The following is a 13,554-nucleotide window of genomic DNA, read 5'->3' on the forward strand; positions in this document are numbered from 1 at the left end:
ATTAAAGTTGGTTTAACGATTGTTCTAAACCCAAAGTCATCGGCGTTGCCGCCAGGCCGCCAGCAAACACATCCCGATGAGATTACTCAAGTAAGTGATTCGGGTGCGCGCGCGCAGCTAACACCCCGGCAGTTTCAAGGACGCGGGGGTCTGCGTGGGGGATAACGCCCGGTTGCTGACTACGCCATTGGATCACCGCCGGAGTGGGCGTTAAATCGAACTGTTCACGACCTAAAACCCGGTTGAGAATACGCGCCGATCGCCAAGCCATCAGACTGAGTTGCGGTTCTGCGATACCGTGGCTATGCATCCCTGCGTTCACTGCAAATAAGCAGTTATCGTGTGGGCCACGCCAGTCGAGGGTGAAGTCGGGAGCCACGCGGTATTGATAATCGGCAGTGGTCATCAGGCGGCTGGCCAGTGGTTTAAGGAATGCCGGACGTTCCTGTTGATAGCCGGTCGCGAAGATAGTCACGTCGCTGTCAAAGGTTTCTTTGCCTTGATCGAGATGGTGATGGGTGACTAATTGGTAACTGTTACCTTGCGGATGGATCGCTGCCAGTGAGCGGCTAGGGAGCAGGCGCGCCCAGGGCTTTTCACGTAACACCTCAAACTGATGGTACATAGCACGGTAAATAGCCAGTAGCGACTCACTGGTAATACCGTCAGACGTCATTTTCTGTTCAGCCAGCATATGTTGCTTGGCGCTGTCGTTCAGGGTATAGAAGCCGTCAACGTATTCCGGGGTGAAGTACTCATTGGCAAAAGCGGCTTCATCCAGTGCGTTGTAATTATTTCGGCGTGAAATCCAATCTAACTGTTTCGGTTGGCCCCATTCAGCGCGGAAGATGTTGAGGAACAGGTCCGCTCCACTCTGTCCACCACCGACAATGGTGACACGTTTACCAGACAGATCGGGATTGCGCAGCGCCATTTCACTGGCGTGGAAACAGCGATCGTTTTGCTCGCCGACACATTCCGGCAACTTGATACGCTTGCCGATCCCCAGACAAACGTGGCGTGCATGGTAGACATTACGCGTTGTGGTCACGACAAAATGGCGCTGCTGGTCGTCAAAATCCACACTCTGAATATCTTGGCTGAACTCTAGCGAGCTTAACCCATGGGCCGCCCAACTGAGATAATCTGCAAACTCTTCCCGTGAAACCGTTCGGTGTTCAGTCGTCAGGAATCGATAGAATTTCTTCCTTTGGACTAAGTAGTTAAGGAAGCTATAGGGATTGGTTGGCGACACCGCACTGACCAAATCTTTCAAAAAGCTGGTCTGCATGTGGCAATCTGGCACCATCATGCCGGGGTGCCAGGAAAAGTGCGATTTACGCTCAAAGAATTTGCTGTTAAAGCCAGAAACTTCGCTGCCGAGGGCGGCAATACTGAGGTTAAATGGGCCTATGCCAATGCCGATGAAATCTAAAGTTTGATTCATTGGGCTAGCTCCTTGGTGACCAAATAAAGAGGGTTATCCAGATCTTGCAAGTAATTTGGCAACATTCGACTGCCGCCATCCTGCTCTGAATAGGTGAGTTTCACCGGGTTGAGGACTACACGAATAATTTGTGGTTTAAACAAATCAAATAGGGAGAAACGCTCTGCCATGTCTGGATGCTGTGCCATGTAGCGCCGCAATACCTGTGCCAGCAGTTGATAGAATTGGTGTTCACTGACGCCACACACATGCATCAGTGGTGAGATAAATCGCAGCACGGTGACGAAATGCCCGGTCTGTAGATCGTGTATCAGGTAGTCGGCAGATAAGCGTGCGGTGACGGCTTTTACGACGCTGGGCAGTGAGGCCGCTTGCGGGAACTCTTTATCAACCAGGCGCATATCGCCCTGGAAGTCTTTCAATAGTACACGTTGCGGTACATGGTCTTTCATCACCAAAGTGATGTTTTGGCCGTGGGCAATCAGTGCCACACCGTAACAACACATCAGGTGGTACATTGGCACCACGACCACCCGAAACATCTGTGCTAACCAGGCTTCGGCACTCAGCCCCGAACGTGCAATATAGGCGGCAATCAACGGATGACCCTGATTATCGGTTTCCATCAGTGTGGCCATCAAAATTGCCTGTTCGCCCGGTTGTAAATAGCAGGACGGGTTTTCTCGCCAAATCACGCCGAGCATTTCCTGATAGCGATAGGGTGCGTTATTCAAAGAGGCATAGGTCTGGTGCATCATATAACCGGCAGCTGGTTCTCCGAGGATCTCAGCACCGCTTGCACGTAGCGTAGGGTCTTGTGCAAAGACTTGCTGTAACCAATGCGAAGCCGCAGGACCCGCGCTGATATATTTACCGGGGATGCCACGATAACAAGAGGTGTTGTAGATGGTCAGTGGCAATTTGATATCAAATGGCACGCGGCGACTGACATTCGTTAAGGTACGTAATGATTGTTGCGCCAGATAGTGGTCACCAAACTCACCCAGTTCGATCAATTCACCTTCGGCTAATTGTGGCAGGAAGTGCAGGGCGATTTTTTGCTGCCACTGCCATGGGTGTAAGGGCACCGGTACCCAGTCGTCATTCAGCGCAAGCTGCTGCCAGTGGCGCTCAAATCGCTGGCGTTCCGTGCTATCCATCGCACTGTCGAGCAGCCTGTCCAACGGGAATTCGGTATCTGCACACCAAACAAAACTGCCACGTTTGGCAGCGATCCAATGCAAGCGGAACTGCCCCTGATATTCTGGCGCATAGTGATGCAGGGCAGTCAGACCCCAGCCACGGCGGCCTTTGTTGAAGATAAATTTCGGGTGGCCAGCCAGCAGACACTGTAGTGCATCAGCGTCGAGAGCAATCAGATCTTCGGCACTCATGCCCTGACGGGCCGAGAGTAACTGCATGTCTGCGCGCAGCGTGGCATAGAGGTCTTCCAGGTGTTCAGCAACTTGCGCATCGTCCATCTGCAACACTTGAGCCAGTTGGCGTAGCATATGGTCAGCGGTCAGCGGTACCCCTTCGCAGTGCAATGAGGCGGGATCAATATGCAGCCAGCCCCAGATACCCCGCTTGGCGCTAAAGCGATAGATCGCGCCCGGCAAGATGATGCTCCATGCCTGGGCTTGTGGCGCGGCACACAAGGTGCGCTCATATTCCAGTTCAGCCAGGATCTTGGCGATCATCTGACGATTAACACGTTGCCAATTGGCGTAATTATCAGTGGTCATACCGTACCCTCGCGGAAGAAGTCTGCGCGCTGATTCACTATCAGCCGTGAGCGTTTATGCGGAAAATCAAACTCTTTCAAGGTGTGGTAGCCCGCCGCGGGCAGGTGGCGGAACAGACGTTGGTTATCGGCACGCGGTTCAGCCACCACCCTGGCGGTGCGCGGTTCATCCAGATACAGATAGTGTGTCAGGCCACGTAACCAACTGCGGATGTACTGCGCTCCTCGCCAGCGCTCTTCACCTACCAGCATGTGTAGTCCACGATCAAAAGGCTGCCAACGGTAATGGCGGCCAATCCGGTCTTCTGCTGCCCAGTAAACTTCGAAATAACCAAATGGTTGATCGTCAAAACAGCCCAATAACGGATAGCAATAGTGCGAATCCAACTGCCGTTGTAGATAAGCTGCCTGAACCTCAAGCGGGCCACTCATTTCCCAGAACGCATCCACGCGCGGTGAGTTCATCCAGCGGGTAAACTGCTCTGTGTCGCGATCAATTTCCGGTAAGCGGAAGCTCAAAGTATGTTTAATGTGCGGATCGAAACGGCGATAAACTTCGCCGTCAGGGCGTGCAGCACGTTGTGGAAACCAGATATCCCGCTCGGCGTCATACTGCATCTGATCCGAAGCCCGATGGCGTTGCGCACCCAGCCACAGTGGTAGTTGATAAAATAGATCCCGTGCCAGATAGTCACCATAGCTCAAGGTAAACACGGCCTGTGCTTGCGGCTCTTCCCGCCACTCGGCATAGGGCAACGCAATACCGGTTAATTGCGGTGCGGCAACGAACAACTGATCCAATGCCTGTACCAGCCAGCCTGGTGGTAATGGCCCCGGTAAGTGCAACACTGCGCTGCCGTCCAACCCTAAGCTGAGGGGCAGATTTTTTGCCAACTGTTCACAGCGAAAACTGCCCGCAGAGTGCATCAACTTAGCTTGTGGCATCATTGGGTAACTCCCAGGCGTTCTAGGTGAGGGAAATGAAATGGGTTTGCGAAATCAAAGTAGATAACTGCCGGATCAACGATGGTATTTTCATTGTGGTCATGCAGATAACAGAAGAAATTGCCCTTGCAGTTCCAGTGCGTGTTGTCGAGTACGTAATCCAAACACAGAGTATTTTTAGCCGTAGTCCGCAGGTTATGGAGTGCGTCGCGCACCCGTATCATCAGATTCTCTTCGCTGTCGAAACCGGCGGCCGCTAATGCGGCGGTCACGGCCAGGCTGGAGTTGACTAACAAGTAATAGGGGAAGTAGCGCAGCAGTTGTTGTTCAGTGAAGCGGTTTTCCGCTCCGGCTTCGCCAATTTCTTCCAGCCACGGTGTAGCGCCATGGGTAAAGCCGCTGCCCTGACAGTCGCGATACAACATACCGATCGGCAAGTCTTGCTGCATTTCCACCAGAATGTTTTGCTGATGGGCTAATAGCACTAAACCGTAATCAGCCTCAGTACTGAACAGCGGCAATAAGACCTGTTGGCAATAAGCATCCAGCCAGCAGTGGGTGGCTTGGCGTAACGGAAGATTTAGACGTGCCGCTAAACGGCGCACGGCGGCAACCAGCAAGCTGTCGCCTCCATCTGGAGCTGCCTGTGTCAAGGTGACCAGCACATTGGTTTGAGCATCTGGCTGGTCGAACAACAGGTTATCCCGTAGCACCATCAGGCTTTCCTCTTGCACTGAGCCATCAGCGGAACATAAACCGGCCCAACCGTCCTCCTGCATAACCCGGAAGGTTGGATAGCGTGCTTGTAATGTTTGCCAGCGCGAGGTTTGAGCCAGGCGGGCCAAGCGAATTCCACGTTTAGCTTCTTTTACCGATAGCGTACGTACCGAGTTAGTCAGGCGGACACTGAGGGAAAACTTGATCATGTCGCGATTTGATGGGCTGTACAGCGAACGGGAGGAACTGGTCGGTAGCCAGCGTTCACCTGCTTCACCCAAGTCTTGCAGTGCATTCAGTTGTACCAACTGCTGGCACCATTCCTGAGACAACAGGTGATCAGCCTGCCAGGGGTGCATCGGCAGCAGCCAAACATCATCGGTAAAGTGTGCCAGTAGCTGCGGCGCACTCTCGCTGGCGAAACGTTGCAGACGCTGTTGCAGTGTCAGCGTAAGACTCTCACCGCACAAAAAACGCTTATCCACGGCAAACCAGCGCAGTGGAAAGCGAGCGGCAAAGTCTGGCAGATAGCGATGTGCCTCTTTTTCATTGAAGGGTTCATGGGATTTTGGTGCTGGGTGGAAGGCATGCCCCACCAGTAACCCTTGCTCAGCCTGAGCAAAATTGAGTGGCTTATCACGTAGAGACGACCAATCCAGACGAATATTAATAGCCTGTTGGGTGTTGTCATGACTTTCCAGAACCCGCTGGCGAAAACGTGTAACCACTTCATCTGACAGGCCACCTTTCACTGCGGGTTTATCCAACAACAAGGTCACCAACTGTTCCATGCTCAGTGCCGCCCCCGCACCATCGTCCTGCTGATATAGATAAGCTGGGAACAGATAGTGATGATGTTGTGTTGGGGAGATATGGCGTAAAGCAATACGGATAGCTTGTGACGACGAAAGAGGGATATGGAGCTGTGGATAGGGTTGATTGTTCGCTGTCGGAAGGATTTGCCAGTCCTGGGTTTCACGCATCAATGCATTGAGGAAACATTGCGCAGCCACATCGGTTGTCGCGGTTTCTAACTGGATAGTCATGATTCCATGTCACTCTTAATTCAATTGAGAATCATTCTTATATCAATAATATTTATCATTATCAATCAACTTATGATACAGTTTTTCTATTAAACATGCATAAATCACCCACGTTATTAACGGTTAATTCACTTTTTATGCAAATTTCATCACAATCTGAAATACGCTCAAGCGGGCATATACCCTCTTCTAATTGGCCGTTAGCTTTTTGTGCCGGTTTGCTGGGGATTGGTCAGAACGGTTTATTGGTTATGTTGCCGGTATTGGTTAGCAGAACAGATCTGTCACTGTCGGTGTGGGCTGGTTTGCTTACCCTCGGTTCAATGCTGTTTTTGGTCGGGTCACCGTGGTGGGGACGGCAATCGGAGATTCGCGGGTGTAAATTTGTGGTCATCATGGCGCTGGCTGGCTACTTGCTGAGTTTTGTGTTGTTGGCGCTGGCGGTATGGGGTTTAGCGGCGGGGTGGTTACCGGAAATGGTGGGGCTGGGTGGGCTGATTGTGGCACGTATTATCTATGGCCTGACAGTCTCAGGCATGGTGCCCGCCTGCCAGACCTGGGCCTTGCAGCGCGCGGTGTATGAGCAGCGTATGGCTGCATTGGCTACCATCAGTTCAGGTTTGAGTTGCGGTCGTCTTCTTGGCCCACTTTGTGCCGCTCTTGCCCTCTTGATACACCCAATGGCACCGCTGTGGCTGATGGCAATAGCACCATTAATCGCTCTACTGGTGGTCTGTTTCCAATATAATGATCCGCCATTGCCACCGGTTGCACATCAACAAAATCGTTTACGTTTCAGTATGCTGCCCTATTTGCTCTGTGCATTGCTGCTGGCAGCAATCGTCAGCCTGATGCAACTCGGCCTGGCTCCGCATTTGAACCTATTATTCAGGCATTCTGCCACGATGGTAAGCCACCATGTGGCAATTTTACTTAGCGTGGCTGCGGGTTGTACTTTGTTAGCCCAGTTTTTGGTGGTACGCCCCCAACGCTTCAGCCCCTCTCAACTCTTGTTGGTGGCGGCGTTATTCATGGTGTTTGGCTTAGGATTAATGTGTACCCAGCCATTGGTCTTATTCTATGCAGGGTGTGCACTGGCGTCATTCGGTGCAGCGATGGCAACGCCGGGTTATCAATTGATGTTGAACGATAAATTATCCACAGGTAAAGGTTCCGGTGTGATAGCGACTAGCCATACATTGGGTTATGGCATGAGTGCGCTGATGGTGCCGCTAGTGGCAAAATTTTATGGTGAGTCGCAGTTGATTGCTGTGGCTCTGATGATGGCCGTTCTGTTGGGCGGTATAAGTGGCTGGCTGTGGTGCCAGCATCGGGTCACAGCCTATTCTGCGGGAGAGTAACTGCCATGTCCGGCGCATCAAACTACCGAATTTTCGATATCGTATTGAAAGAAAAAGAAAATATATCACCTTCACTGTTGCGTTGCGTATTTGAAGGGCCAGAAGTCAATCGTATGAAACTTGAAGCGCCGGATCAGCGCATCAAACTACTGTTCCCGGCTGGTGACGGTTTAATTACGCCAGTGCTCAACGGCGACGATTGGTATGGCAATTACCTGGCTATCGCGAAAGAACAGCGCCCGGTGATGCGCACTTATACTTTGCGTGCTTTACGTACGCAGCAGAACGAGATGGATGTGGAGTTTGTTTTGCACGGCGTGACTGGCCCAGCATCAGCCTGGGCAACCCACGCCCAGCCGGGTGATGCTATTCAGGTTGTTGCGCCGAATGCAGAGTGTCAATCCGACAGTGGCGGTTACGAGTGGGTTCCTCCCGCGCAGATGATGCAGGCGTTACTGATTGCCGATGAAACGGCATTACCGGCAGCGGTGGCCATTTTGGAACAACTGTCATTACAAGCTAACCCACCACGCGTTCAGGCTTTTTTTGAGGTACCGCTGGCGGGTGATTGCATCAACCTTGATCAATTTCCGTTTGCACAAGTGCACTGGTCATCACGGGATGTTGAGCATCAACCGGCTCATGGCCGTTTGTTAGTTGATGCTGTGCGTCAGTGGGTACAAATTCCGGCAGCGGCACGAGTAGCCGCACAATCATTAGCAGAGAATAGTCTGGGAGGGGATGTGTTGTGGGAGCGAGCCGAAGGTGCCAGCACATTCTATGCATGGGTGGCGGCTGAATCTTCAACGGTGAAAGCTTTGCGCCGCTATCTGATTGGTGAGTGCTGTCTGGATCGTACCAGCGTTAACTTTATGGCGTACTGGTGTTAATCAGTTCGTTATATCAAATTATCCTGATGGGCGGCACCGCAAAAATGAACCCAAACCAAGTGCAACAAGACCGATTAAAATCAGATCGGAAATAGCCGCACCAGCCATCCCCATACTGATTATTCGCGCATTTTTTGTCACTCCATTGGTCAGCGCTAACAGCATCGTCGGACCAGGAATAATCGTAACTGCCAATGGCGCAATAGTATACATAATCAAGGTACCGGACACTTTCATTCCCCCACAAACGCTCCATCGTAGTAGTACGAGAATACAGCAATATGCTTCATTAATGATCGATTGATAACAGTCGATTAATTAACAATTTATCGGTTAATAATCTATTTATTAATGACCACAAAAATTGGCTCTGCGGGGTTTAGCCCATATTCCGGCTAGCTGGTGATAGCCGCCGTTATTCCCGTCGGTTCACCACTGAAATATCGACCTTATCATGTCAGGATTAGAGAATTGTCACTATTTCCAGGTAGTTTTTGCTATTAAAATAAGTCGTTACGTAATAAATTTGTTCTATGATTGAGAACAGACTCTCTGGCTATTGATGGAGGGAAAGTTCATATAAGGAGAACACAATGCCTCATATGCCATTAATTCAGCTTCCCCACACGCATGGCGAAGGTTGCCTCTGTAATAGCCCGGCGTTCGTCCGTATTAACACAGTGTTTGCTCAGAAAGCAGCCCAATCTGCCCCTATCACAGCGGCGACCGTGACGGCGGCGATACCCGGGGCAAAACCCCAAAAAAGAGATGTCGCAGCCAATGCAGTGCGCGTGATGGCTTTTATTAATGTTCGTGTCTTTGATGGTGTTTCAGACCACCTGCGGGACGGGCTACGAGTATTAGTAGAAGGCAATAAGATCAAGTCGGTAGAGCCTGCGGATACCCCGCTCTCACCGGATGTGGAGCTGATTGACGGCGGTGGCGGCGTATTGATGCCGGGGCTGATTGATGCACACTGGCACGCCATTATGGCTCGCCCGTCGATGATGACAGCAATGACAGCCGATTTTAACTATATCCAGGCACTGGCTATTGCTGAAGCCGATGCCACATTGATGCGGGGTTTCACCACCGTGCGTGATATGGGCGGGCCGGTTTTTGGCCTGAAACGCGCCATAGATGAGCAAATTGCCATTGGCCCGCGTATCTTCCCTTCAGGCGCATTTATTACTCAAACCGGTGGGCACGGCGATTTTCGCCTGATTGGGGAGTTGCCCCATACGCCATCTGATCCCCTGAGTTATGCCGAACGAGTGGGCATGACGGCAATTGCCGATGGGGCTGACAAGGTGCTTTTACGTGCCAGAGAACAACTGATGCGGGGCGCATCACAACTCAAATACATGGCCGGTGGCGGTGTGGCCTCCATGTATGACTCCATCAGCGTGACTGAAGGCTCAATTCCCGAAATTCAGGCGGCGGTCACTGCGGCTGAGAACTGGGGCACTTATGTCACCGTCCACGCTTACACTGCCCGAGCCGTCACTATGGCTATCAACGGGGGGGTTAAGTGCATTGAACATGGCCAAATGGTGGATGAAGCAACCGTCCAGTTAATGGCAGAAAAAGGCATCTGGTGGAGCCTGCAACCTTTCCTTGATGATGAGGATGCGGTGCCAATGGCAAGCCCAGCGTCACGAGCCAAGCAGCTTGAGATGGTCGCCGGTACCGATACGGCCTATATGTTGGCGAAAAAATATAACATCAAGACGGCGTGGGGTACTGATACGCTGTTTGATGCGCGGCTGGCGACCCGGCAGGGGGCGCAGTTAGCCAAGTTGGTTCGTTGGTATTCACCGCTTGAAATTCTCAAGATGGCCACCAGCGTTAATGCTGAACTCTGTGCCTTCTCCGGCCCAAGAAACCCGTATCCCGGTAAGTTAGGGGTGGTGGAGAATGACGCCCTGGCTGATTTGATCCTGGTCGATGGTGATCCACTGAGTGATATTCAACTTATTGCTCAGCCAGAGAAAGCATTCCGGATCATCATGAAAGATGGGCAAATATTCAAAAATACCTTGGGCAGCGGTCAATAGTGACTTTTTATGAGCGGAAACCTGTTTTTCTGGTGGGATGTCAGGTGTTAATTGAGGCTATTCAATGAATAATATGACTTCCCTCAGGAAGCCGCAGGTTTTTTTCTTCACGTATTTAAGCGCGGCAAAACAGAATCTGTGGCGTGGGCCATGGGTTCTGTTATCGGCTATCGTCTTGAGCGGCTGCTCGGGGGTTGAGGCACCCTCATTTTCTCTGGTGGGTTCCTACTTTCCTGCCTGGATGGCGTGCGCTTTTATCGGGATAATTGTGGCGGTGATCGCTCGCGTTCTGTTTATTCGCGTGGGTATTGATGAGGTGCTGCCATTGCGGCTGTTGGTCTATGTCTGCCTGGCGCTGACTGTGGCATTTATCAGTTCCCTATTACTGTTTACACGATGAATGATAAATATGAATAAACTACCAGGGAGTGGGCGCAAGCGGCAACTGGCGCTTATTGTCGCCGGCATTATCATCGTCGCGGCCGTGGTATCCGGCTGGCTTTCCGTGCGGCAGACCACACTGAATCCATTATCTGAAGATGCAGAATTGGGGGCCAGTGTGGTGCATGTTGCCAGCTCGGTGCCTGGCCGTATTATCTCAATTAATGTCGCGGAAAACAGCAAAGTCCGGCGGGGTGACCTGCTGTTCACCATCGAGCCGGATCTCTATCGGTTGCAAGTCGCACAGGCGCAGGCTGAATTGAAAATGGCGGAGGCCGCCCGCGATACCCAGCAACGGACGGTGGTCGCGGAACAATCCAATGCCGCGATTACCAATGAACAGATTGTACGGGCGCAAGCCAATCTCAAGTTAGCGACTCAGACATTGGCACGGCTACAACCTCTACTCCCTAAGGGCTATGTCACCGCCCAGCAGGTCGATGATGCGGCGACGGCGAAACACGATGCCGAGGTCAGCCTGAAACAGGCATTGAAACAGTCATATGCTGCCGAGGCGTTGGTCAGCACTACCGCAGCGTCTGAAGCACTGGTGGTCGCACGTCGGGCGGCGCTGGCTATTGCCGAACGGGAACTGGCCAATACCCAAATACGGGCACCTCATGATGGTCGGGTGGTGGGGCTGACGGTCTCTGCTGGGGAGTTTGTTGTCCCGGATCAGGCCATTTTTACCCTTATCAATACTGAACATTGGCATGCCTCGGCATTTTTCCGTGAAACGGAGTTGAAGCATATCAAAGTAGGTGATTGCGCTACCGTGTATGTCATGGCAGACAGACAGCGCGCGATTCAGGGGCGGGTCGAGGGGATTGGCTGGGGGGTTAGCTCTGAGGATATGCTAAATATCCCACGTGGTCTGCCTTATGTACCGAAGTCATTAAATTGGGTACGTGTTGTCCAGCGTTTCCCCGTGAGAATAAGTCTGGAAAAACCACCGGAGGACCTGATGCGGATCGGGGCGACTGCTGTGGTTATCGTGCGCAATGACGACGGTTGCTGACGGTACGCTCGGTGGCATAATCCGCCAGGCAAAAGCAGATTTGGCCTATTTCCCTGGGCGAGTGGCAATGGCCTGGCGGGTGGCTGCGCTCTGTGCATTGATGGCGATGATCGCCATGATATACGGCATCCCGGAATCTGCGATCAGTTGCTATCTGATTATTTTCGTGATGAAACCGGATGGTGTCGAAAGCATGGTGATGGCCATTGCGATCACCGTTCTGGTATCGCTGGTGGTTGGACTGGTATTTCTGCTTATCCATTTCACGCTGGAAGCCGCGCCGCTGCGCATGGCAGCCTTGATTATCAGCTCGTTTCTATTTCTCTATATTGGTTCAGCCAGTAAGCTCGGCCCGGTGGGGAGCATTATTGCGCTGGTTATTGCGTTTGTGATGACGTTGCTCAGCGATATTCCCATGGGTGAGGTAGCAACGCGGGGGTTGTTGTATGCCTGGTTAATGGCGGTTTCCCCGATGTTGTTGATTATTGGCTTTAACCTTTTCCTTGGTCGGGCACCCCAGACGTTATTGCGGGCCAGTTTAGCCGAACGGCTCTTCACCGTGGCCGAGGCATTGCGCCAACCCGATGCCACCAATATGGTTAAGATCCGCGGGCTACTACAGGAAGGGCAAAATGAGCATCAACAGCGGGCGCTTTTTGTGCGTATTTTTCATCTACGCCCCCGAACCGAAGCGGTCTGGCTGGAAAGTGCAGTAAAAAGCAGTTATCGCCTGCTATTGGCAACGTCAGCGTTATCCCCTGACGCGCCAGAGAACGTGCGTATCGAGCTTGCGGCCTATTGTCGCGAGGCGGCGCAGGCGATTGCGGCGGGCAATCTTGCTGTTACCCCTCACTTTACTATTGAGAATGCGGCTGATGAAATTAATGAAATCAGAAACGCGCTGGTAGCACTGGCGAATGCGGATAATGGGCAAGATTTGACTGCCCCGAAATCCTCATTCTTTGCTGCGGATGCGCTGACCAACCCGGTTCATCAGCGTTTTGCGCTAAAGACCACTGCTGCTGCCCTGATTTGCTATCTGGTTTATACCGCATTGGACTGGCAGGATATTCATACCGCCATGATAACCTGCTATGTTGCGGCGCTGGGGACCACCGGTGAGACGGTGCATAAGTTGGTACTTCGAATTATTGGTTGCCTGATCGGCGCGCTAATGGGGGTGTTGGCGATCATTTTCATTATTCCTCACCTGAGTGATATTGGGCAGTTGATGGCGCTGGTGTTTGGCTGCATTTTGTTAGCTGCCTGGGTGTCGTGTGGTAACGAGCGTATCGCCTATGCCGGTGTGCAAATAGGGCTGGCTTTCCTGCTGACGGTGTTGCAAGGCTTCGGGCCGAGTACTGATATGGGGGTGGCACTCGATAGGGTGCTCGGTATCTTGCTGGGTAATTTGGTGGTGTATCTGATCTTTACCCGACTGTGGCCGGTGGCGATTGCAGACGCGGTGCGTATACACATTCGTGATGCGTTGAAGGGGCTGACAAATTTAGCCGCCCTGTCGCCCGATGCACGGCCTGCGGCGCTAAGAGAAGCCACAGCCATTGAGGCGGAGATTACCCAAGCGCAAGAAGAGCTGGCACTGGTTCCCTTTGAGCCAGCCCAATTACGCCCTTCACGGGAAGAGTGCGCCCGCTTACAAGCGATACTGGCAGAAATGGGTAAATTGTGCCCAGTGCTGTTTCTACCCACAGAAAAATCGGCGTCTGATGTGGGGCAACTGCGTCGGCTCTCGGCAGGCGGCGATGTGATGGCATTAACCGATGCACAAGGACAGAATAGTGAATCATTACGGCAAGGATTATCGCCGATTGATCTGACTATTCAACAACGTATAAAGCGGCTTGAGGAACTTCTGGGAATTTGATGA

General features: G+C 52.2%; 11 protein-coding genes. 6 read left to right on the plus strand and 5 right to left on the minus strand.

Features of this window, described 5'->3' with window-relative positions; translation table 11 throughout:
- Window positions 1–82 precede the first annotated feature (82 nt).
- Genes EL015_RS03350 through EL015_RS03365 form a run of 4 tightly spaced genes read right to left on the minus strand, consistent with a single transcriptional unit; the run spans window position 83 to window position 5,899 of the window.
- On the minus strand, window positions 83–1,447 hold the full coding sequence (locus tag EL015_RS03350) for a lysine N(6)-hydroxylase/L-ornithine N(5)-oxygenase family protein (protein WP_050088467.1): 1,365 nt from the start codon (window positions 1,445–1,447) through the stop codon (window positions 83–85).
- Window positions 1,444–3,192 (minus strand): IucA/IucC family protein, encoded by a 1,749-nt coding sequence (gene iucC / locus EL015_RS03355; RefSeq protein WP_032907745.1) that lies wholly within the window; start codon window positions 3,190–3,192, stop codon window positions 1,444–1,446. Before iucC ends, EL015_RS03350 begins: the two co-directional genes overlap by 4 nt.
- On the minus strand, window positions 3,189–4,139 hold the full coding sequence (locus EL015_RS03360) for a GNAT family N-acetyltransferase (RefSeq protein ID WP_032907743.1): 951 nt from the start codon (window positions 4,137–4,139) through the stop codon (window positions 3,189–3,191). The genes iucC and EL015_RS03360 overlap by 4 nt, the downstream gene beginning before the upstream one ends.
- Window positions 4,136–5,899, minus strand: coding sequence for an IucA/IucC family protein (locus tag EL015_RS03365; RefSeq protein WP_005191683.1), 1,764 nt, complete (start codon window positions 5,897–5,899; stop codon window positions 4,136–4,138). Before EL015_RS03365 ends, EL015_RS03360 begins: the two co-directional genes overlap by 4 nt.
- A gap of 137 nt (window positions 5,900–6,036) precedes the next feature.
- On the opposite strand from EL015_RS03365, the gene EL015_RS03370 reads away from it, so the two are divergent.
- Together EL015_RS03370 and EL015_RS03375 are read left to right on the plus strand one after the other, a co-directional pair.
- Window positions 6,037–7,260: an MFS transporter gene (locus EL015_RS03370; RefSeq protein ID WP_032907741.1), complete on the plus strand. Its 1,224-nt coding sequence runs from the start codon at window positions 6,037–6,039 to the stop codon at window positions 7,258–7,260.
- A gap of 5 nt (window positions 7,261–7,265) precedes the next feature.
- Window positions 7,266–8,150: a siderophore-interacting protein gene (locus EL015_RS03375; protein WP_005191676.1), complete on the plus strand. Its 885-nt coding sequence runs from the start codon at window positions 7,266–7,268 to the stop codon at window positions 8,148–8,150.
- Window positions 8,151–8,168: 18 nt separating this feature from the next.
- Here the strand turns inward: EL015_RS03375 and EL015_RS03380 are convergent, their stop codons facing one another.
- Complete coding sequence (locus EL015_RS03380; protein WP_005191673.1) at window positions 8,169–8,387, minus strand: LysE family transporter; 219 nt, start codon at window positions 8,385–8,387, stop codon at window positions 8,169–8,171.
- A gap of 356 nt (window positions 8,388–8,743) precedes the next feature.
- On the opposite strand from EL015_RS03380, the gene EL015_RS03385 reads away from it, so the two are divergent.
- From EL015_RS03385 to EL015_RS03400, 4 genes are all read left to right on the plus strand, one after another.
- Window positions 8,744–10,207 (plus strand): metal-dependent hydrolase family protein, encoded by a 1,464-nt coding sequence (locus EL015_RS03385; protein WP_032907740.1) that lies wholly within the window; start codon window positions 8,744–8,746, stop codon window positions 10,205–10,207.
- Window positions 10,208–10,271: 64 nt separating this feature from the next.
- Window positions 10,272–10,607, plus strand: coding sequence for a YtcA family lipoprotein (locus EL015_RS03390; RefSeq protein WP_050088461.1), 336 nt, complete (start codon window positions 10,272–10,274; stop codon window positions 10,605–10,607).
- 9 nt (window positions 10,608–10,616) lie between these two features.
- On the plus strand, window positions 10,617–11,666 hold the full coding sequence (gene mdtN, locus EL015_RS03395; protein WP_032907738.1) for a multidrug transporter subunit MdtN: 1,050 nt from the start codon (window positions 10,617–10,619) through the stop codon (window positions 11,664–11,666).
- The gene (locus EL015_RS03400; protein WP_032907737.1) at window positions 11,650–13,551 is read left to right on the plus strand and encodes an FUSC family protein; all 1,902 of its coding nucleotides are present in this window, start codon (window positions 11,650–11,652) and stop codon (window positions 13,549–13,551) included. Before mdtN ends, EL015_RS03400 begins: the two co-directional genes overlap by 17 nt.
- Window positions 13,552–13,554: the final 3 nt, after the last annotated feature.

It is taken from the genome of Yersinia intermedia (genome assembly GCF_900635455.1).
In the GTDB taxonomy this organism is placed as follows: Bacteria; Pseudomonadota; Gammaproteobacteria; order Enterobacterales; family Enterobacteriaceae; genus Yersinia; species Yersinia intermedia.

Coding starts and splice junctions, on each gene's coding strand:
- EL015_RS03385 (WP_032907740.1), top strand. CDS start 8,744: ATGCCTCATATGCCATTAATTCAGCTTCCCCACACGCATGGCGAAGGT.
- EL015_RS03400 (WP_032907737.1), top strand. CDS start 11,650: ATGACGACGGTTGCTGACGGTACGCTCGGTGGCATAATCCGCCAGGCA.
- mdtN (WP_032907738.1), top strand. CDS start 10,617: ATGAATAAACTACCAGGGAGTGGGCGCAAGCGGCAACTGGCGCTTATT.
- EL015_RS03390 (WP_050088461.1), top strand. CDS start 10,272: ATGAATAATATGACTTCCCTCAGGAAGCCGCAGGTTTTTTTCTTCACG.
- EL015_RS03370 (WP_032907741.1), top strand. CDS start 6,037: ATGCAAATTTCATCACAATCTGAAATACGCTCAAGCGGGCATATACCC.
- EL015_RS03350 (WP_050088467.1), bottom strand. CDS start 1,447: ATGAATCAAACTTTAGATTTCATCGGCATTGGCATAGGCCCATTTAAC.
- EL015_RS03375 (WP_005191676.1), top strand. CDS start 7,266: ATGTCCGGCGCATCAAACTACCGAATTTTCGATATCGTATTGAAAGAA.
- EL015_RS03360 (WP_032907743.1), bottom strand. CDS start 4,139: ATGATGCCACAAGCTAAGTTGATGCACTCTGCGGGCAGTTTTCGCTGT.
- iucC (WP_032907745.1), bottom strand. CDS start 3,192: ATGACCACTGATAATTACGCCAATTGGCAACGTGTTAATCGTCAGATG.
- EL015_RS03380 (WP_005191673.1), bottom strand. CDS start 8,387: ATGAAAGTGTCCGGTACCTTGATTATGTATACTATTGCGCCATTGGCA.
- EL015_RS03365 (WP_005191683.1), bottom strand. CDS start 5,899: ATGACTATCCAGTTAGAAACCGCGACAACCGATGTGGCTGCGCAATGT.